The sequence below is a fragment of the Paenibacillus sp. FSL H7-0737 genome (genome assembly GCF_000758545.1).
Lineage (GTDB): Bacteria > Bacillota > Bacilli > Paenibacillales > Paenibacillaceae > Paenibacillus_AQ.
Window position 1 is genome coordinate 4,779,643 of sequence record NZ_CP009279.1, and the last position, 21,656, is coordinate 4,801,298.

The window sequence follows — 21,656 nt, forward strand, 5'->3', positions numbered from 1 at the left end:
TTACAGCTCCCTCCTTTCTTTACGTGCAAGATAAAGGAAGAAAGGTACACCAATCAGTGCAATAATAGCGCCAAGTGGCGTTTCATTAGGTGGATTAATCATCCGCGCAGTTAAATCTGCAAATACAGCAAGTAAACTGCCGAGGATCGCTGAACACGGAATAATCCATCTGTAATCGACACCCACAAAAAATCGTGTCAAATGCGGAATAATTAGTCCAATGAAACCAACTGCACCAACTACGGCAACCGATGATCCAGCCAAAATCAATACGATTAATGCACCTGCTAACTTCACAAGCCCTGTACGCTGACCTAGACCTTTCGCAACATCGTCACCTAAACTGAGCATCGTGATCGATCGAGAGATTACCATTGCACCAATTAAAGCGGCCCCTATCCAAGGGAACATGATTTTGAGTTGGATCCATTTCGTTCCAGCCACACCTCCCGCATACCAGAAAGCTAAATCTTGACCGATGTGAAAATATAAAGCTACCCCTTCACTCAGTGCCGACAAAAGCGCACTAAAAGCAGCACCGGCCAGCACCAAACGAGCAGGAGTTAATCCTCCCTTAGCAAGTGATCCAATTCCGTATACGACGCCCGCGCCTACGCCGGCACCCACGAAAGAATATAGAATCAAATACATAAACGATAAATTTGGAAAAAAAGCAAAACATAGTGCAAGCGCAAATCCTGCGCCTGAGTTGATACCCATCAGACCTGAATCAGCCAATGGATTTCGCGTCATCCCTTGCATAATGGCGCCAGCAACTGCAAAGCTAGCCCCTATCATTGCCCCGCCAAGTACACGAGGTAATCTTAATTCTCTAATAATCTGATGATCCATGATCTCCGGATCAAAGTGAAACACAGCTGACCATACCACAGACAGCTTAATATCTGCTGCACCGAAGGAGACGGAAACAGCAATTCCTAATAATAATAGCGCCAGACCGCCGACCAAGATTAATGTTGCCGCCCAAGGACGTGAACGAAATTCTCGTTTAACTACTCCTTTATCGGCTCCTATCCTGGTAGTTATCTGTTGATTCATGAATGCCACCCTATTTCTGTGAAATTGATTCTCATTATCATTAGACTATTGTAAATTACATTTCCTAGGTTTGGCAATAGATAGATTTAATTGGAACCATTTAATTTATTGCATTGACAGAAATTCTAAGCTTTGATACAGTTCAAATTGAAAATAATATTGATAATGATTCTCATTATTATTATTTGGTACATATACTTAGGGAGGTTTACCATGCTAAAAAGAAAGACCCTTTTCCCCATCCTGGCACTCGTAATGTTATTGTCTGTATTTGTGACGGCTTGCGGGGGAAACAACAATGCTTCATCTAATACACCAAGCGCGACAACTGAAACAACAACAGCCCCGAGTGCAGAGGCAACAGCTGTTCCTGATGCTTCCGCTGCCGAAATGCGCAGCTATGAAACTACTAAAGGTACTGTTCAAATCCCAGTTAGACCTCAGCGGATCGTTACAGATTATTATGGTGGGGAATTACTCTCCGTTGGAGCTAACGTCATAGGCGTTGAACCTAGTACTTTTGATAACCCCTTCTTGAAAGACCTGCTCAAAAACACACAAGATGTTGGTGCTCCAGTCAACGCTGAGAAAGCATTAGAACTTGCACCTGATCTAATTGTAGTTATGTACGACGACAACTATGATGCTTTATCCAAAATCGCTCCAACCATTCATATACCATACGGAACTGCTACGAACATCTATGAAACCGTAAAACTGTTTGGAGATATTGTAGGAGCACCTGATAAAGCTGAGCAATTCATTGCTGACTTTGAGAAAAAGGCTGCTGAAGGCCGCGAAAAGCTTAAAGGTGTCGTGAATGAAAATGATACATTCGGAATTTATGAGCTGACTGACAAAGGTGAGCTATGGACCTTCGGTAACAATGCAGGCCGTGGTGGACAAGCCCTATATAATGCACTTAAGCTGAAAATGCCTACTAAGAACAGCAATGACAACCAAACACTTCAGCTATCCATGGAGCTATTGCCAGAATATGCAGCGGATTACATGTTCCTAACTACTTATGATCCTGATAAAAAAGGTGATAAGCTGAAAGAGCTGAAGGAATCACCCGTTTGGAACGGACTTGCTGCTGCGAAGAACGACCATCTGTTCTACAACGATTTTGATACCTTCTATCGCTATGATCCTATTGCCATTACCGCACAAATCGATCTGTTCGTTGATATGATTCTTGAGCGCAACGGTAAGAAATAAGAATAGACACATAAAGAAACACCCCACTTATTAGGCATCGCCTAAAGTGGGGTGTTTTGGTTATACATAAGAAGTTTCTGTTAATTTTATATCATCTAGTATATTCATTATACTCATCGGTGTTATTTAATTTTTTGTACATATACTCATCATTTTTAAGCTTATAGAGCTGCCCCATCCCAGCAAATACGAAAAACAGCACCAAAATTAATCCATACGCATAGGTGAATTCACCAATATAAAAGCAAGTGACTATCGCAACAAGGGTCAAGATCATTAATGCGACTGCAATTCTGGAAAAAATCTTTTTCAAATGGAATCCCCCTACGTTTTATTTGTTAATATTATCATAATTGGAATTAAATTTACATCTTGTATTATTCGTTGTGGGAACATCAAGCAGTTCGATATGTGCTAGCATATTGCGTGTGTATATTTTGGTGTATATACGATAAATGAGGACTTGTAATAAAAGATACGCTCCACCTACCAACAAACAAAACCACATCGGCTCCAGAGCTGTAGACATTTCAACCCTGGAAGAACTAACAACATAAAAAGAAGACAATGCAATACCTAATGCATACGGGAGAAAAAACAGCACCTTTAAGGGGCCGCCTATAATGCGAGCCACGTCCTTAGAAGTAATTCCAATCTTGTTCAGCTTCCTGAATTTGATCCTCTCACGCTCTAAATCGGTCTGAATACTGAAATGCAGCACTATCCCGGAGGCGCCGAAAAATATTAAACCAACAAATGAAATTACGAAGATTCCAAATCGGCCAGACTCCTGTAACTGTAGATAGTCACTTATTCTAGACTTCGTAGAAAATACGAGAGCTTCGTGCCGTTCATTGCCATACCAGGACTCTGTATTGTCTTTGTTATATTTGGCTAAAGCGGCATTTAACTTAGCATCTATATCCACAGTTTTTTTCCAATCCTTAAAATTCAGGAGCTGAAGGTTACCGATCGCTTTTTTATTTTCCGCTTTCAGCGCCATATAGTCCTCTTCGTTTACAATAACATGAAGACCATTCATAAGATTCGGCACAGGGTTAAATAGCATTTTAAAAATAAGTCCTTGTGAGTACAACGTATGATTCCCGGAAGAAAGCTTCATTTCGAAGGTGAGCATCTCTGGTCTTTGATTCTTCCATTCTTCTCCTCGAGCAACTAAGGCAAGATTAAGAAAGTGATCTTTCTCCACATGATAATCACTGCCGATTAATGTGTTGATGTTTTGATCCAAAAATACCTTGAAATTGAACAAATCAATGTATTCAAGCGTTTGGTGTGAAATCAGCGGTGTAGCACCATGATCCGTGATTTCGCTGAGTGTCTCAGATGGAAGGCTATTTTTCCCGAATACTTCTGCATAGGCAATATCATAAGGGTTGTTTTTCACAGGAATATTCTCAGCATCCCAGGTAATATAAAAGATAATACCGCTTAGAGAAATTGTTATGAAGACGAGGAAGGTGATAAGAGAAAGCACTATTTTGGAGCGACCAAGGGTATAGTTCAAATCGGAGCTAAACATTAAATGCTTGTGATAGGCTCTGCTTGATCGCGATATAAAAAGTTTCATCCAGTCCCCAAGTCCTGACAGCAGCAAATAGACACCCACCATACTTACTCCCAGATTGATTAACATCATACGGGCATCATCAGGACTGTAATGAGTAATCATATCATAAACGGAGATCCCAAGTAGTACGACTCCGATGATCCCTGTGATTTTACCATGAAGAAGGCTACGTTCTGCGGTTCTGGATTCTTTTAAAAGGCGTACAATGTTGTATCTCAGCGTTAATATTAATTGGATTCCAATCACAGCTATGTAAATAATCCCGAAGAATTTAATGGTATACAGATAACTTTCCAGCGTAAGTGAAAAAGAACTGCCCCCTATATTAACAAACAACGAGATGATGAAGAAGAAAAGAACGGAGAAGACCGTCCCTGCACCTAAACCCGTGAGAATCGAAGCTAACGCAATCAAGCTATTTTCTAACAAAATAATTTTACGGATATTGTGGCTCGTCATTCCAAGAACCATTAACAGCCCAAAGTCGCTTTTTCTAAATTTCAAAAAGGCCATTTGCGCATATACAATAAATAGAACAGCAAATACTCTCATCACCAAAAAAGGAGCATATAAATTACCGGACACCATTCCATTCACTTGATAGGGGTCATTAAAATCAGGGTTTATATACAGGGAGTAAAAGGCGAAAAAGACCATAATCGTAAAGCTGCTGCATAGGAAAAATAACAAGTACCTTCTAAGGTTCGCCTTAAACATCTGAATAGCCATTCTCCTAAAGGTCATCTTCTCCCCCTCCAATGAAGGCCAGACTCTCCAGAATCCTATCAAAAAATGCTCTCCGTTCTTTATTGTCCCTAGTAATCTCTAATAGAGCCTTCCCATCCTTGATAAAGAGCACGCGATTACAATAGCTGGCCGCAAAAGGATCATGCGTGACCATCACAATTGTTGCTCCTTTCAGAGCATTCAGTTTGGCGAAGGTCTTCATTACTATACTTGAGGATTTGGAATCCAAATTCCCCGTCGGCTCATCCGCAAAGATCACCTCCGGATCATTAATAATCGCTCTGCTAATCGCCGCTCGTTGTTGCTGTCCTCCTGAAACCATATACGGATATTTATCCTTCACCTCGCCCAGATCAAATAGCAATATCGTCTCATCTGTCTTGGTATTGATGTCGTCTACCTCTTGGTCATCCAAAACCATGGGCACCATTATATTTTCCCGTAGGGTCAGGCTATCCAGCAGATTGTAATCTTGAAAAACGAACCCCATTCGCTGCCGGCGAAACAGTGCAAGCTCATTCTTAGACATCTCGCTTATACTAGTCTCTGCAATCCGGACTACCCCACTATATTCCGTGTCGATCCCGCTAAGGATGTTTAGCAGCGTCGTTTTACCACTCCCCGAAGGCCCCATAATCGCAACAAGCTCTCCGCTATCCACACTCAGGCTTATGCCGTTTAGCGCCCGAAACACATTCATTTTGCCCTTGCCTTTATATTCTTTTGAGAGATTCTCTACCTCTAGAATAGGCATGCTCGCACCGTCCCCTTCATAGCTTGGCGGATTAACATTAAATGGAATTATGTTATTCCTGTAAATACTATAAAACTAAGTGAAGAGAACGGTTGTTAGATTGCTCACAGAACAAGAAAACTTGATTCCTCCTCTATCATTTCCGCTCTCGCAAGAAACAAAGACAAACAAAACCAGTAAAAGCAAGTCCTCCGATAGCTGCCAGTGAGAAGGAAAACGCCCTTACATAATCCGATAAATCTGCTTCCAAAAGAGAATGTTTCAACGAAGTGGAGAACAAAATACCGATTAGAGCCACCCCTAACGAGTTTGCTAAATACATAAATGTAGTGATCAGACCTGATCCTGTGCCCGTAATCCTTGCTGGTACTGAACTGAGCGTGACGTTGACTAATGGTGTAGTAGCCATTCCGAGACCGAAGCCATATATCAATAATATTAAAATATTTCGTGCGCCCAGTAGATGCGTCGCATCCACATTTAGCTCCCATATAAGCAATAAACTAGAGCATCCCATCATCAACGCTCCTATTTTAAGTACACTCATCCCCCATCTTCTGACCATTCGAGACGATATCAGGGAAGTCAGAAAAAAGCCTATACCTATAGCCAAAAAAACCAAACTTGTATCTTGAACATTATAGTGCAAGCCAAATTGCATATAGTAGCTTAAAACAAAAAAGAAGGAGAACATGCCTAGATAAAGGACAAGCACGGTCGCCAGACCTATACTAAATGTTCTATGTCTGAAAATAGATAGGTCGACTAATGGACCATTCCCCTGCTTTCCTTTCCGATTTTCAACCCAGACAAAAGTAAACAACACGAATAAAGCTATAATTAGACAGCCTGAGATCCACAATGGCCACCCTTGTTTTTGTCCCTCTGATAACGGATAGATTAGCAGGAACAAACCCATCAGCAAAAGGATACTTCCCGTCCAATTAATACTGTGCGTCTGCTCGGCCCGTGTTTCAGGAACAATCGGCATTAACAGCAAGACGAGAAGTCCGAAAGGCACATTGAAAAAAAATACCGTTCGCCAACCGAGATCGAACGGATTCCAATTCACAATAGTGCCTCCGAGAATAAATCCGAAAGCGAATCCAATGCCAATCATTGCACCATAAATACCGAAAACAAGCCCCTTTTCCTTTTGCAGAAAGCTGACCTGAAGTATAGACAAAACCTGAGGCTGGACAAGCGCAGCTGCCATACCTTGTACGATGCGAATAACAATCAGAAGTGTCGGATCTGAGGTCAAACCACCCAACACTGCCATAATCGTAAATCCACTCACTCCGATAATCAGCATTCGTTTTCTGCCGTATATATCCCCAAGCTTTCCACTAATGATCAACGCCACAGCTAATCCTAGCGAAAATCCGGTGACGATAAGCTGTGCTTCAGAGAAGCTCGCATTCAAGCGATTTTGCATTAATGGAAGGGCGACTTGAATCATATAAGTATTCAATGAAATGAGTAAAGTTGGAAGTAGAATAACCCATAGCGCATACCAACGTCGCGAATCAACTCCTTGCATTGTATTACCACCTCTTTATGAAATCTATGATAATGATTATCAATTAGAATAGTCTTTTTCTCTACCTGTTAAGGGAGGTTTACTCCTTGATAAGGGAGCAAACACAAAAAAACCTCAAGCAGGCAGAATATAGTGTTCGATTCCGAACCCTATGTTCTACTGCTTGAAGCCATCTATAAGTACAAATCCTTCTAGATCCTATTTCGCTCCAAAGTCTGTTGTTCGATACGTTTTAAGTACTCGCTTGGATTGCAGCCATAGTGCTTACGGAAGGTTGTCGTGAAATTGCTGACATTACTATATCCGACCGAAACGGCTGTTTTTCCTATATTCAAACCTTCTACCTCCATGTACCAAAGCGCCTTCTCCATCCGCTTTATACGAACAAGCTCGAAGATCGTCATGCCAAATAACTCACGGAAACCCTTTTTTAGCTTGAATTCATTGATGCCTACCCGCTTGGCTAACTCACGTATGGACAGCGGTTGTTCGAAATGGATTTGCACCAACTCATGTACCCGCTTTAGATTTATAATATCATCAGGCCGGAACGTCATACTCCCGCTCATAGAGCCGTAACCATCGGACTCCCCAAATAAAGCGATAAATTCAAGCGCTTTGCTCTCCATATATAATCGTCTCAATGTTCCATGATATGTACAATGGATCATTTCAAAGACACATTTTCGAATCGCCGCAGTGTCAGGATAACGGTCAATATTTCCACGATGATGTTTAAGCCAGGTCTCCATCTGTTGTTTCTCCGCTAGATCTCCGGCATAATACAGCAGTTCGCTAGGAGCTAGCCGTATTTCTAACAATTGATTGGAGACCCCAGCTTTTTTCTCTTCATACACCTGAACATCCTCTAAAAAAAGAACATTGCCTGTTTGTTTCTCCGTATGACTTTCCTTGCCGTTCCATTCGCAATAGATTTCTCCACTCACGTTATAACTTAGTTCGAACAACGGACAAGCTTCCTGAATGTAGAGCTTCATATCTTGTTCGTAAGTTATATCCGTATACATGATCTCCATACCTGGACGAATTCGCGTACGAGTAATGCTTCCCTGACCGATATGCGAGGGTATGGTAAGACGTTGTTCCCACTGGTTGTGCTCAACATGCCCTTCTATCCGCTCTGTAAATTGTTCAAAAAGATCATGAATCTCCAAATTCAATATTTTTAAAGCCATCGAAAGCCTCTCCTTCTTCGCCAATACAAATAAAGCCATTCACAACTCAAATGATAATCGTTATCATTTGCAGGTGTCAACATGGAATAAATCTATAGGATTTTTATCCCCACTTGGGATGAAACCCTAGGTTTACATAAAAAAGCGTTGGTGGATTTTCCTCCTACCAACGCCTATGGTAATAATTTATTCATCAAATTTGTTCGTCCAACATCCCCGTAACCTCCATAATCTTCGAGGCTAACAAAAATGAAGGAACTTCATAATCCACGCACTTGAGCTCAACCGCCGCTTCAGGCATTTCATTTACAATCGAAGTCTCTTGCGACTCTACAAGGGTAGATTGGGCGCCAGCTTGTTTGGCATTCAGCATGCCTCTTGCGCCATCGTTTCCCCTTCCCGTCATTAGAATCAAATGCTGCTTCAAGCTTTTCAGTCCAGAAATCGATTCGAACAATACATCAATGGATGGACGGTATCCGTTCAATGGAGCTTTCTTGTGAAGTTTGATTCTACATACTTGCCCTTGCTGAACTACAGTCATATGACAATTACCAGGTGCTATATATGCCGTTCCTCCAAGTACCAATTGATCATCTTTCGCCTCAACCACCCGTACACTTGAGAATCGATTCAATCGTTCTGCTAATACTTTCGTATACTTGGGTGGCATATGCTGAACGATTAATAAAGGATATGGGAAGTTTGCCGGGAGCGAGCTAATTACGATTTCAAGCGCCTTCGGACCACCAACTCCACATCCTATGGCTACGATTTGATCGAATTCATCCGTATATCCGTTCTTAGAATTGTCTTCTGCCTGTAGTCCTGTCATCACTTTCGAAACAGTAATATTGTTAAGGATAAGGGTTCTCAAAGGAATTTGAGCAGCTTGTTTAATTTTGAATATTAGCTCGTCTTTTATTTGGGATAAATCAGGTCCATGGATTTGAGTGGGCTTGGATATAAAGTCCACTGCTCCGTTCTGTAGACCTGTGATGGTTGCTGTTATTCCATCCTTTGACCCCGAGCTTAGGATAAGGATAGGGGTTGGACGTTGTGACATAATACTAGAGAGCGCTACTAAACTATTCAATTCCGGCACTTCTATATCAATCGTCACGACATCAGGCCTGAGTTCTTGAACCATGTTAACCGCTTCGGATGCATTTCGAGCTGCTCCAATGACCTCGATAATTGAATCCTCCGCAATAAGGTTCGAGATCTGTTTACGCATCATTACTGAAGTAGCTACAACGAGCACCTTTAACTTTTGCACTACTTCTCCTCTCCTATCAATGATGATCCCCATGACACTGTTTATTTAACTTTAAAAATAGATACGAGTGCATTTAGTTCCTCCGCAAGCTGTGCTAATGCATTAGCCGTCGTTGCCGTTTCACTACTGCTTGCCGCCATTTCTTCCGTTGCTGCCGATATGCTCTCGATCGAGTACAACACCTCTGATGACTGGGCGGCCTGTTCTTCACTGGCAGCAGCGATTTCTGTTACTTTATGAGCGGTATCGTTCACCATAGAGAGAATATGATCAAAGGCTTCCCCATTTTTTTGTGAAAAAGCTACGCCTTCGACTACCGCATTCACACTTTGGTGTGTATTTTTTTGCATTTCTTTAATTATGTCCGTGACTTGCTTAGTAGCCTCACTGCTCCGCTCTGCTAGCTTTCTTACTTCATTCGCTACAACAGCAAAACCTCGGCCCTGTTCACCTGCACGAGCCGCTTCAATAGCTGCGTTAAGAGCCAGCAGATTTGTCTGTTTTGCAATATCATCAATGACCGCAATGATCTCGCCAATTTTATCTGAGCCTTCTTCTAGTCTAGACATTTGGTTGTTAAGTAACGTCATCCCTTGAATGGAGTCAGTAACCACCGCACCTCCATCCTGAGCAATACGCATCGTATGATCTGACAGTTCTGAGGCTTGCTCTGCACTCTGAGCTACTGAATTAATCGCTTCAGACAATTCTCGGAACAACTCATTCATCGTTTGCGCTGCAGTGGCTTGACTCATACTGCCGCTAGCTACTTCCTCAGTACTTGCTGATATTTGCTGTGCTGCCGCCGAGACACTTTCCGCAGAGGATAAAATCCCCCCCACAGTATGTCTTAAGTTCAGAACCATTTCATTCACAGAATTCGCAAGTTTTCCGATCTCATCCTTAGAATTTAGATTCGAAGTTTCGCTTAAGTCTCCATTGGCTACTTTACCTAGCAGGCGCATCACTTGATTAAGAGGCCGTGCTATAATTTGCGAGATTAGATAGCCAAAACCCACGCTGATTAAAAGTGCAATGATAGTAACACTAAAGGTAATCAACCGAGAGGATTGATATAATTCATTGGCGTTATCACTGGATTCCTGTGCCTGCTTCATATTGATGTCGATTAAACCTTGCAAGAAATCCGTCATCTCCGTAGTGGCCAGCTGTAAATCTCCTGTTAGTAAATAATTCGTATATTCTTCATTACTAATGATCTTCTTATCCAATTCAATTGCATGATCCACGCTGGTGGTATAGCGTTGCCAGATCTCAGGATAATCCTTCATTTTCTCTAATTCTTCTTCTCTCAATCTTGTCTTACTATATTTACTCATGATGTCTTCAATGCTTTGGACATTCTTATGTAATTTATCCCGATATTCTTTTTTCTTCACCTCGGTTTGGGCCATCGTATTTATATCCCGGATGTTTATTCTATTCGTTAAAAAAAGTTCATTCGCTTCACCGAGATAGGCAATCGGTGTTAAGCGATTTTTATACATATCCTCGATGGACTCATCCATCTTACTCAAATTACTTATTCCATAGAATCCTACAAAGCATAAAATGACTGATACCAACACAAATGCTGAGATTAGCTTCACTGCTGTTCTCAAATTATAAAACCATTTCATCCTTCTGCACCTCATTACGTTAGTCAATTTTTAGTAATTCTTAGGAACTATTTCATCATAAACGGTAAGCAGAATATGGTAACCGAAAAAAAACGGCGTGATCACGCAAAATTATTGCGTACCTCCGCAATGACGCGTAAAACAAAAAATCCCGCCTCACTATCTAGTGATCGGGATTTCAATCTATAGGGTTGTTACTTATTTTCACAATGAATTAGTAAAATCTGATTCCTTCAATATTCCGAGCCGTTTAGCTTTTATAGCCGCTTCAATTCTAGATTTCACATTTAGCTTTTGGAACAAATTCGTTAAACTATATTCTAGTGACCGCTGACTCATAAGCACAATCTCCGCTATTTCCTTATTACTTTTTCCTTTTGCGATTTCCGTCAGCATTTCATGTTCCCTTTTGCTAATCATGGAGGTTGCTTGTTCATCATTGATTTCTAATCCTTTAGGTGGTACTTTTCTTAACTGCTTGACTAAGGTCCGCGGCAGAATAACTTCCCCTCTTAATGCACATCGTACCGCTGTAATCAACTGCTCTCTATTGGTTGTTTTTGAGATAAACCCAAAGATCCCCGATTCGATCATCAGGTTAAATTTGTTAGTAAATTCATATCCGGTGTAGATTAAGATAATCGCATCCGCGTTCATTGTTAATACTTGCTTCGCCAAATCAATCCCATTCACATCCGCGATATGAAGATCAAATAACATTACGTCAAAGGAATGACTACTCACCATTTCAAGCACTTCATTCGCTGCATTAGCTAGAGTAACCTTCATGTCTCCCTCTTGCTCTAATATCATTTTAGTCCCTTCCATCACAGATGGATGATCATCCACTAACAATATTTGAATCATGCCTATGACTACCCCTCTATCCAATTGTTATGCCGCATGATTAATCTGCAGGTATAGATATATTGACCGCTAATCCCTTTTTATCTGGCGATCGGAATACTATTGACCCATCCATACTTCGAACCCTTTCCTTCATCCCATAAATCCCCATACTTGTAAGTGAATCCTCACCAAATAAATTCATTCCGATTCCGTTATCTTTATAATCCAAATGAATATGATTGTCTTCACTAGCTAAGGTGATGTGGACTTCCGTCGCAAAAGAGTGCTTTGCTGCATTAGCTAAAAGCTCTTGCACAATACGGTACAGACCTATAAGCACTTCATCATCTAACTTATGCGTGAACCCTTCAGACTCGAAATAAATCTGATAGTTGGTACGTAGCTGCGTAAATTCAAACAACGTCTCCAGCGAGGAGATAAGACCTTCATTGATTAATGCAGGAGGTCGGAGCTCGTTACAAATAATCCGCAGTTGATAAATAACATCAAGTAAACCTTCTGAGATCTGTTCTAGTTGTTCTCTAAGTTCCCCATTAATGGACCTTTCACCTAAAAGAAAATCCAGCTTACGATACCAGATAATCTGTTCTTGAAGCGCTGAGTCGTGTAAGTCCTGAGCAAGTCTTTTTCGCTCATTCTCGGACAAATTAAACATAAATCGGAGAAGCCATGTAGGAGCCACTTGCTTGGAAGCTGCTAGCTCAAGATCCTTCGTTAAATCTTCGATAAGCAAAAAATGATCAAAGAGAACACTGACATAACGGGTAATCGTCTCAAGCCACACTCGAATAGAGCCGATTTCTAGTAAAAGCGTCTTCTCGTTAATCGATAGCAAGTAGCTTTTTCCTCGGGACTCCCCGATCTTGAGTGAATACCCTTGCTCAGTCTCGATAATTTCACATAATTTATCATGGTTAGATTCAACTGCGATAAATTTTATATTTGATATCTGCAGAGTTTCTCTGACTTCTCTAAGTAACCGCTGCTCCATATGACTAATCTTCATCACACCAAAAAGATCTTGGGAGAACTGATCGAGACTCATTTGCAGGCGAAAATACCGTTCCTCACTCTCTCGAATAATCTGCTCTGTATGTTCTCTGTCCTCATCTGCTTTTTTTCGATCACTAATATCCCTAAATATAGAGATACATGCGACTTTTCCTTTGTACAAAATGGAGCTAGCTGTTACCTCTACATCGATAATCGTTCCATCTGAACGTACGACCTTTTGTTCAATAGGAGCTAAGATCTTATAGGGTTCTTTATAGATCTCTCGCATGCGTTCTTTCGACAGCCGCAGATACTCCGGGTGCGCCCAAATGAAAATATTTTTACCGATCAATTGACTCTCATCGCTAACTCCAAATAATCCAAGACAAGAGAAATTTACATAAACAAACTTATAATCGCTATGCAGAACGACTGCTTCAGGCGACATCTTGATCAGCTGCTGATTGAACTCCTCGCTTTCCCTTAATTCATTTTCCATCTGGACTCTCTTAGTAATGTCTCTTGCTACAATTACGATACTCATTACTTCTCCATCCTCACCTAGAACAGGAGTAGCAAGACATTCTAAATTTAAGATATAACCTTTTGTGTGAATAAAACGATTGTAAAACATCTTGCTTGCTTTTGTCCGAAAAATATTTGATATCTGTTCACGCAAGTTTTCTTGCTCATCTGGATCGATATACTCTAGGATGGTAGTGTCCTTGATTAAACCTACAGGAATACCGATTAGGGTTTCGCAGGAAGGCGAGGCTACAATGAAATTACCTTTTTGATCCAAAACCCCCATCATATCCTTCATGTTATTAATAATAAGTCTATACTCTGCTTCACGCTGTGCTAACTTGTGTTCTACTTCTACTGCTGATGTTATATCTCTAGCAACTACAAAAGCCCCAACTATACGACTATTCACATAAACCGGGATATTTTTCATAGACCAATGGCTCACTGATCCATCCTTACGGGAAGAGGCCACAACATAGTGCTGAGCAGATCCCCGTACTGTTCTTCCGAAATAATCCAACATCCTCGGCATATTCTCTGCTCCAAATAGATTCATGATGGACAAATTCTCTCCGACCATACTTAAAGCTTCTCCAGTAATTTGCTGTGCCGTAGAATTGATTGCCAAAATATTACCTTGCAGATTCACCTCACATACGACGTCTGAGTTATAGTCAAATAAGGATTTATAGCGCTGTTCACTTTTGAGTAAAGCCTCCTTCATTAACTTTCTTTCAGTAATATCTGCCAAGATCCCATCAAGCCGAACTACCGCTTGGGATTCATCCAGACTGGGTATGATTCTGACCTGTAACCATCGAGGCTCACCACTTGCGTGGATAATTCGATATTCACTAAGTTGTGGAATCCCTTGACCAACTGATGATATGATCTCTTGAATCAAGGGGTTTTCTTCCTTATAAGCAATACGAAGCCAAAAATCATCCTCTTTTGCCTGCTCAACGGAATAACCGGTGATATTGAGAATGGCATCCGATATAAATAACACTTTCTTAGATACGTAATCGTAAGACCAAACCGCCACATCTAGATTAGAGAACATCTGTTGATACAAAGAAAATGTGCTCTCTAACTGAATCTGTGCCCTTTTTTGTTCAGTAATGTCCAGCATAATTCCATCTATTCGGCAGACCTTGTTCTCCTTATTTAGGATAGGCGTGCCGATATTTTGAACCCACTTCAGTCCTTCAGTAGGTAGTTGCATCCGATACTCAAGACTACTGATATGACCAGCATTTAATCTTTCCATGTAGGCATCATATCGATCACGATCCACTACATTCACAAGTTCCCGTAAAAAACTAGGGCTGTGCTGTTTAGTCTTACTTGTGCAACCAACCCATTCCTCTAAAATTCTCGACATCGTCAGTAGATTTTCTTCCATATCCATAGACCATGTGATCACATTCTCGTCGCCGAGTGAATGCATATTGAGATCACCTCCACATAAAAAGCCCCCCCTTTTCGGGGCGGCTTTTTGTTCTAATTCGCTATTTTACAAGCGTCATTACATGAATAACTTTATCCTACTGAGCAATCTGCTCACGGATATTCTGCAATATTTTCTTCTCCAGCCGGGATACCTGCACTTGAGAGATCCCTAGACGACTGGCGACCTCCGACTGCGTTTGATCACGATAGTAGCGAAGATAGACAATCAGACGTTCACGTTCACTGAGGCCTCCGATAGCTTCATTTAATGCCAGCTTATCGAACCAACGCTCCTGTGATTCGTCAGCGATTTGATCAATCAGCGTGATCGGATCTCCATCATTCTCAAACACCGTCTCATGGATAGAGGTCGGTGGTTTATTGGCTTCTTGAGCGAATACCACTTCTTCGGGTGTAACCCCTAGCGCTTCCGCAACTTCACCAATCGTAGGCAGACGATCAAGCGTTTTAGACATTTCGTCCTTCATCTTACGAACTTTATTAGCCATTTCCTTAAGGGAACGACTGACCTTCAAGGTGCCATCGTCACGAAGGAAACGCTGAATTTCACCGATAATCATCGGCACCGCATAAGTGGAGAACTTGACCTCATAGCTGAGGTCAAATTTATCAACGGACTTCAGGAGTCCAATGCAACCGATCTGGAACAAATCGTCAGGCTCATACCCGCGGTTCATAAACCGCTGTACTACCGACCAGACCAGTCGGATATTACAGCTTACAAGCGTGTCGCGGGCAAGACTATCTCCGGCCTGACTGAGCGCGATAAGACGTTTGACCTCCGCATCGTCCAAATAGGTCGGCGGAGCTTTTTTTGACTCTGCATCCATGGCTCCAACCCCTAATTGTATAAAGCTTTTTTCGAGACGATGGTTTTCTTCATTGAGATAGAAGTACCGTGTCCCGGTTCACTAGTGACTTCAAATTCATCCATGAAATTCTCCATAATAGTAAAGCCCATGCCCGACCGCTCCAGCTCTGGCTTAGAGGTATACAGCGGCTGTTGCGCCAGCTCCAAATCCTCAATGCCCCGTCCTTGATCCTCAATGGTTAGATGTACCGTTTCGTTGTCCAGCGATGCCGAAATGGTCACAATACCTTCCGGATCACTATCATACCCATGAATAATACAGTTGGTGACCGCTTCCGACACGACTGTCTTCAGATCATTCAGCTCGTCCATCGTAGGATCAAGCCGGGAAACGAACGCTGCTACGACTACACGCGCGAACGATTCGTTCTCCGAGCGTGCAGCGAACTGCACGTTCATGAAGTTACCAGCCTTACTATTTGTCATAACGCAACCTCCAAATCCGAGAGTGCAGTACTCTCGTCGTCATATAAGGGCATGATTTTGAACAGGCCTGACATTTCCAGCAGCCGCTTCACAGGTGCCGTAGCATCACACACAACCATTTTTCCACCTTTACTGTGGATCAGTTTATACCTTCCCAGAATCACGCCTAGGCCTGAACTGTCCATAAACTGCAGATGCTTAAGACTAAGAACCAAATGCGATACCTGACCACGCATAATCGCTTCATCCATATCCATTCTTACAAAATCGGCTGCGTGATGATCCAACTCCCCTGATAAACGGACAATCAACACACCCCTGTGATGCTCCATCTCCACATGAGAATTCATGCTTGCCACTCTCCTCTTCGTTGCTTTGAAAACTGACCTTGAAAGACAGTACCTATTCCCTTCAAGGACAAGGTTTTCTACGCGGCAAATCAGGAATCCTGCCTCACGACAAAACTAGAAGAAAACCCCTATGAATCTACAGAGTACATGGGGGTAATCTACAAAAAAACTGTTTTTAATCTACGCCGAACATCGAGCCTGTTGTGCGCTTAAAGAGCTTCCACCAGCCTGCTTTCGGCACAGCTTCCCCTGCTTTTAATTCATATTCCTTAATCACTTGGGTTCCTTGGTAGACCACTAGCTTGCCCACAGATTGACCTTCAGCTACTGGAGCCTTCACGCTTTCCGGCAATACTAGTTCGTGGCGGATGCCTTCTTGAGTCACACCTTTTTTCAAAAGAACACTGTACGTCTCTTTGGCCGTTATCGGCAGCTCGGATTTTACGCCCTTTTCAATCTTTAGGGTGCCGATGGCATCCCCTTCTTTGTGGATCGTGTGTACTTTATATTGCGAGAACAGGTAATCGAACATGCCTGACACTTCGCTATTGCGTGTCTTTGTGTTCGGCTCGCCTAGCACAACAGCGACAGCACGTAGACCATCTCTTGCTGCAGTAGCGGACAGACAGAATTTTGCCTCAGCAGTATAACCAGTCTTCAAACCATCAGCACCAGTGTAGAAACGCACTAGCTTGTTCGTGTTCACCAACCAGAACGGTTTGGTTGAATCCTTACGTAAGTAATCCTGATAGGAACCGGTATATTTGATAATTTGATCATGCTTCAAAAGCTCACGACTGATGACCGCAATATCGTAAGCTGAGGAATAGTGATTGGCGGCTGGAAGACCGTTGCAGTTGGCAAAATGGGTATCTTTTAGTCCCAGTTCCTCTGCACGTTTATTCATCAGATCGACAAAAGCACTCTCTGAACCAGCTATTTTCTCCGCCATCGCCACAGAAGCATCATTACCAGAAGCCATAGCGATACCTTTGAGCATATCGTCTACCGACATTTCTTCACCAGGCTCCAGAAAAATCTGCGATCCACCCATAGAAGCCGCATATTCACTTGTTCGCACCTTATCAGTCAGCTGCAGCCTTCCTTCATCCAGCGCTTCCACCGTTAGTAACATTGTCATAATCTTCGTAATACTTGCGGGAGGCAGCTTATCATGGCTGTTCTTCTCATAAATAACAGTTCCGGTACCAGCGTCCATCAAAATAGCAGAACGTGCTCCCGGTGCGAGGTCTACAGCGGCAGCATTACTGCCAGAGTCCTTGGTTTTTTCTTCTGCATAAGCGCCTGACATAGGTCCTAGAACCGATACAGCGATACAGAGCACAAGCACAGCAAAACGCATTTTTCTCACAATGGTTCCCCTCCTGAACGTTAACCTTCATATCACAGGTACTGTGTTCCAGTTTCGTCAGAAAGGGTGAAAATTATTCCATTTTTAAGGAAATAACAACAATTATTTATCTCAAGAATTAAGGATGTCATCAATTAAAAAAAGCCCAGCAGCAGTTGCAGAGCATTTTTATTATAGGGGAGATTAAATAATATTTCAAATTTAAAGTATTTCCATTTTTTTAGCTCTCATTTTAGGACTTTTAAAGGTAAATCGTAGACTTTCACGAATGTTAACTAAGAACCTATACTGTCTTACAGAGGAGTGAATATACGAATGAACCCACTTGAAACTTATATTGAGACAGAAGCAAAACAGAACGATTTCTCAGGCGTAGTACTAGCAAAACAATCTGATAAAGAAATCGCCAGCAGCTGTCACGGTTATGCCAATAAGTCGGATAAGCGCGAAAACAATATTCATACTCGGTTCGGGATCGCTTCCGGGTGTAAAATATTCACAGCAATTGCCGTCTGTCAACTGGTCGAAAGGGGATTGATTTCTTTCGAAAGCAGATTATCAGACTATCTGAAGAAGGTAGAGTTCCCTCTCTTTAGTTCTGAAATCACCATACATCAGTTACTTACGCATAGCTCTGGGATTCCAGATTATTTTGATGAAACAATCATGGATGACTTCGAAGAACTGTGGAAGACACAACCTATGTACACTTTACGGCAGCTGGAAGACTTTGTACCGATGTTTCGAAACCTCCCCATGATGTGGACCCCTGGTGAACGTTTCCACTACAACAATGCCGGATATATTGTGCTAGGTCTTCTGGTGGAGGAATTGAGTGGAATGTCCTTTTCCGATTATGTGGAGCTTCACATCTTTAAGCCTTGCGGAATGGAGCAATCCGGTTACTTTACGTTAGATGCCTTACCAGCCAACTGTGCACTAGGATACATAGAGGAAGAGAACGGTCGCTGGAGAAGCAATACCTATTCAATCCCGGTAAAAGGAGGCGCTGACGGTGGAGCTTTCGTAACCGCTCCCGACATGCAGTTATTCTGGAGCGGGCTAATGAACCATACCCTTTTGAGTCCAGTACTCACTTCATTGTTGCTTACTCCCCACATACATGTGGATGGTGAAGGCTATTATGGTTATGGTGTATGGATCACCCTCCGAAAAGAAAAAGTGTTCAAGTTTCACATTATGGGCTACGATCCCGGTGTTTCCTTCCGATCGGCTTTCTATCCGGCTAGTGGAGAGACTGTGGTCGTATTATGTAATACAAGCAGCGGGGCTTCTCAGATTTTCAATCTTATCGATAAGCATTTGTAGCTGCTCCGTCAAAAACGTAAAACAGCGAGCCTCCTATTAACGGAGGCTCGCTATTTTACTCTCTATTTCAGGTCTTTGTCATGAAAATAATTACATTTCCTTGGCTAGTACCGTGTTACTCCATCCTTCGTAACAAGCGCGAATACCAGTGGCAATGGTGGAACCGATTCAGAAGTAATACGGTAAGCTTCCAGCACCTTGCCCTCAGCTTCCTCTACTTTCTTATCACTGGCATCATTGATATGCAATACTGCAAGTGTATCCCCAATCTCTACAGCATCTCCAACTTTTTTAGAGAGTTGAATACCTACAGCCAAATCTATTACAGATTCCTTGGTTTCACGTCCTGCACCAAGCAGCATAGCAGCAATGCCGATTTCTTCTGCTTGAATCCCCTCAATGTAACCCTTAGTCTTCGCTTTCACTTCAATGAATCGTTTAGCAGCAGGGAGTTTCTCCGGATCATCGATTTGCGAAACATCTCCGCCTTGCGCACTCACGATCTGTTTGAATTTCTCCAGCGCTGTGCCATCTTCAATATGTGTCATCAGAATCGAACGAGCCTCCGCTTCATCCTTGGCTTTACCGCCAAGAACAAGCATCTGGCTGCCCAGAATAAGGCAGACTTCCTGCAAATCTTTAGGACCGTGACCCTTCAAGGTCTCGATTCCTTCCTTAATTTCCAGCGCATTTCCGATCCCGTAACCCAGTGGCTGATCCATATCACTGATGATCGCAACGGTATTACGACCCAAATGGGTGCCGATATCCACCATAGCCTGGGCAAGCGCAATAGAATCATCAAGCGTCTTCATAAAAGCGCCGCTGCCGGTTTTGACATCCAGTACAATGGCGTCTGCACCCGCTGCAATCTTCTTGCTCATCACTGAGCTTGCAATAAGAGGGATGGATTCAACAGTTGCTGTTACATCCCGAAGGGCATACAACTTTTTGTCAGCGGGTGTAATGTTGCCCGACTGGCCGATCACGGCAGCTCCGATCTCCCCTACTTGATCAAAGAAACGCTCGCGATCCATCTCTATAGAAAAGCCAGTGATCGACTCCAGCTTATCAAGTGTACCTCCTGTATGCCCAAGTCCGCGGCCGGACATCTTCGCTACCGGTACTCCAGCAGAGGCTACCAACGGTGCAAGCACCACGGTGGTTTTATCTCCCACTCCACCTGTGGAGTGCTTATCAACCTTAATGCCTGCGATTGGGCTCAGATCCACTTGATCACCAGACATCGCCATTTCCATCGTTAGATCGCCGGTCTCCCGTGCGTTCATACCTTGAAAATAAACCGCCATAGCCCAAGCGGAAAGTTGATAATCAGGAACTTCACCTTTACTATAGCCTTGAATTAGAAAGGATATTTCCTCACGGCTCAGCTCTCCACCGTCTCTTTTTTTCTGAATAATGTCGACAGCTCTCATTTTACACCTGCATTTCACGGACATTTGCGCGAGCAAATCCGATATATTTTGGTTTAGTTACATTAACTATCTGTTCATGCGTCAATGGCTTAAATTTAATCACTTGTGTCATAAAGATGACCTCCCAGTAATTCAAAATGCAGTGCCCGAAATTACATTTTCGGAATAAAGCCTAAGACCAGTTTCAAGAAACGTTCACGCACACGTTCTGCAGTTTCCATCACCTCTTCATGATTGAGAGGTTGATCGAGGATTCCCGCGGCCATGTTAGTAATACAGGAGATGCCCAATACCTCGATACCTGCATGACGAGCAACAATGGTCTCCGATACAGTAGACATGCCCACAGCATCGGCACCTAGCGTACGAAGCATTACGATTTCAGCAGGCGTTTCGTAGCAAGGTCCCAATAGACCTGCATATACGCCTTCTTTGAACTCGAAATTCTGCTGAGCTGCCGTTTCCTTCGCTACCTGGATCAGGCGGCGACTGTAGGCGGTCGACATATCCGGGAAGCGCACACCAAGTGCAGGATCATTAGGTCCTATTAAAGGATTCCGTCCAGTCATATTAAGATGATCCGTAAGAAGCATAAGATCACCCGGCTTGAAATCAGTGTTCACTCCACCAGCTGCATTCGTTACTAGTAAACTGGCTATACCAAGCTCTTTCATAACCCGTACAGGGAATGCCGTTACCTCCGGTCCATAACCCTCATACATATGAAAGCGGCCCTTCATCATCACGACTCGGCGGCCTTCGATCATACCAATTAATAGCTCGCCCTCATGTCCTTCTACAGTAGAAACAGGAAAGTGAGGAATCTCATCATATGGAATGCTTACTCCGTCCGTAATAAGGTCTGCCAGTACACCAAGGCCTGAACCAAGGATCAATCCAATTTCCGGAGCCACCGGACATTTATCTTTTATATATATGGCTGCTTCTTGAATTTCTTTTTGAGTTAACGCGCTCATG

Annotated in this window: 18 protein-coding genes; 2 read left to right on the forward strand and 16 right to left on the reverse strand. The window is 42.7% G+C overall.

Annotated elements, in window-relative coordinates; all coding sequences use genetic code 11:
- Positions 1-1,059 (reverse strand): FecCD family ABC transporter permease, encoded by a 1,059-nt coding sequence (locus tag H70737_RS21000; RefSeq protein WP_042190334.1) that lies wholly within the window; start codon positions 1,057-1,059, stop codon positions 1-3.
- A gap of 213 nt (positions 1,060-1,272) precedes the next feature.
- On the opposite strand from H70737_RS21000, the gene H70737_RS21005 reads away from it, so the two are divergent.
- Positions 1,273-2,280, forward strand: coding sequence for an ABC transporter substrate-binding protein (locus H70737_RS21005; protein ID WP_042190337.1), 1,008 nt, complete (start codon positions 1,273-1,275; stop codon positions 2,278-2,280).
- 91 nt (positions 2,281-2,371) lie between these two features.
- Here the strand turns inward: H70737_RS21005 and H70737_RS21010 are convergent, their stop codons facing one another.
- From H70737_RS21010 to H70737_RS21070, 13 genes are all read right to left on the reverse strand, one after another.
- The gene (locus H70737_RS21010; RefSeq protein ID WP_042190339.1) at positions 2,372-2,593 is read right to left on the reverse strand and encodes a hypothetical protein; all 222 of its coding nucleotides are present in this window, start codon (positions 2,591-2,593) and stop codon (positions 2,372-2,374) included.
- 18 nt (positions 2,594-2,611) lie between these two features.
- Positions 2,612-4,615, reverse strand: coding sequence for an FtsX-like permease family protein (locus tag H70737_RS21015; protein ID WP_042190341.1), 2,004 nt, complete (start codon positions 4,613-4,615; stop codon positions 2,612-2,614).
- Positions 4,605-5,372: an ABC transporter ATP-binding protein gene (locus H70737_RS21020; protein WP_042190343.1), complete on the reverse strand. Its 768-nt coding sequence runs from the start codon at positions 5,370-5,372 to the stop codon at positions 4,605-4,607. Before H70737_RS21020 ends, H70737_RS21015 begins: the two co-directional genes overlap by 11 nt.
- A 136-nt stretch (positions 5,373-5,508) precedes the next feature.
- Positions 5,509-6,915: an MFS transporter gene (locus H70737_RS21025; RefSeq protein ID WP_042190344.1), complete on the reverse strand. Its 1,407-nt coding sequence runs from the start codon at positions 6,913-6,915 to the stop codon at positions 5,509-5,511.
- A 191-nt stretch (positions 6,916-7,106) separates the two neighbouring features.
- The gene (locus H70737_RS21030) at positions 7,107-8,111 is read right to left on the reverse strand and encodes a helix-turn-helix transcriptional regulator (protein WP_042190346.1); all 1,005 of its coding nucleotides are present in this window, start codon (positions 8,109-8,111) and stop codon (positions 7,107-7,109) included.
- A gap of 193 nt (positions 8,112-8,304) precedes the next feature.
- Positions 8,305-9,390 carry a chemotaxis-specific protein-glutamate methyltransferase CheB gene (cheB, locus tag H70737_RS21035; RefSeq protein ID WP_042190349.1) on the reverse strand — a complete coding sequence of 362 codons (1,086 nt, stop codon included), beginning with the start codon at positions 9,388-9,390 and terminating at the stop codon, positions 8,305-8,307.
- A 41-nt stretch (positions 9,391-9,431) separates the two neighbouring features.
- Entirely contained in the window at positions 9,432-11,030 is a 1,599-nt protein-coding gene (locus tag H70737_RS21040; RefSeq protein WP_042190353.1) for a HAMP domain-containing methyl-accepting chemotaxis protein, read from the reverse strand.
- A gap of 204 nt (positions 11,031-11,234) precedes the next feature.
- A complete protein-coding gene (locus H70737_RS21045) occupies positions 11,235-11,897 on the reverse strand; it encodes a response regulator transcription factor (protein WP_042190355.1) in 663 nt (220 codons plus the stop codon).
- A 40-nt stretch (positions 11,898-11,937) separates the two neighbouring features.
- Positions 11,938-14,871: a sensor histidine kinase gene (locus H70737_RS29920; RefSeq protein WP_052404382.1), complete on the reverse strand. Its 2,934-nt coding sequence runs from the start codon at positions 14,869-14,871 to the stop codon at positions 11,938-11,940.
- Between the two features lie 97 nt (positions 14,872-14,968).
- Positions 14,969-15,724: an RNA polymerase sporulation sigma factor SigF gene (sigF, locus tag H70737_RS21055; protein WP_042129724.1), complete on the reverse strand. Its 756-nt coding sequence runs from the start codon at positions 15,722-15,724 to the stop codon at positions 14,969-14,971.
- Positions 15,725-15,735: 11 nt separating this feature from the next.
- A complete protein-coding gene (gene spoIIAB / locus H70737_RS21060) occupies positions 15,736-16,191 on the reverse strand; it encodes an anti-sigma F factor (protein ID WP_042129726.1) in 456 nt (151 codons plus the stop codon).
- Entirely contained in the window at positions 16,188-16,541 is a 354-nt protein-coding gene (gene spoIIAA / locus H70737_RS21065; protein ID WP_042129729.1) for an anti-sigma F factor antagonist, read from the reverse strand. Before spoIIAA ends, spoIIAB begins: the two co-directional genes overlap by 4 nt.
- 175 nt (positions 16,542-16,716) lie before the next feature.
- Positions 16,717-17,853, reverse strand: a complete 1,137-nt coding sequence (locus tag H70737_RS21070) for a D-alanyl-D-alanine carboxypeptidase family protein (RefSeq protein WP_231573502.1) — start codon at positions 17,851-17,853, stop codon at positions 16,717-16,719.
- A 375-nt stretch (positions 17,854-18,228) separates the two neighbouring features.
- Here H70737_RS21070 and H70737_RS21075 point away from each other — a divergent pair, with 375 nt between their 5' ends.
- Positions 18,229-19,242: a serine hydrolase domain-containing protein gene (locus tag H70737_RS21075; RefSeq protein WP_042190357.1), complete on the forward strand. Its 1,014-nt coding sequence runs from the start codon at positions 18,229-18,231 to the stop codon at positions 19,240-19,242.
- A gap of 104 nt (positions 19,243-19,346) precedes the next feature.
- Here H70737_RS21075 and H70737_RS21080 read toward each other — a convergent pair whose 3' ends face one another.
- Together H70737_RS21080 and H70737_RS21085 are read right to left on the reverse strand one after the other, a co-directional pair.
- The gene (locus H70737_RS21080; RefSeq protein ID WP_042190358.1) at positions 19,347-20,678 is read right to left on the reverse strand and encodes a pyrimidine-nucleoside phosphorylase; all 1,332 of its coding nucleotides are present in this window, start codon (positions 20,676-20,678) and stop codon (positions 19,347-19,349) included.
- A gap of 152 nt (positions 20,679-20,830) precedes the next feature.
- The gene (locus H70737_RS21085; RefSeq protein ID WP_042190359.1) at positions 20,831-21,655 is read right to left on the reverse strand and encodes a purine-nucleoside phosphorylase; all 825 of its coding nucleotides are present in this window, start codon (positions 21,653-21,655) and stop codon (positions 20,831-20,833) included.
- Between the last annotated feature and the right edge of the window lies 1 nt (position 21,656).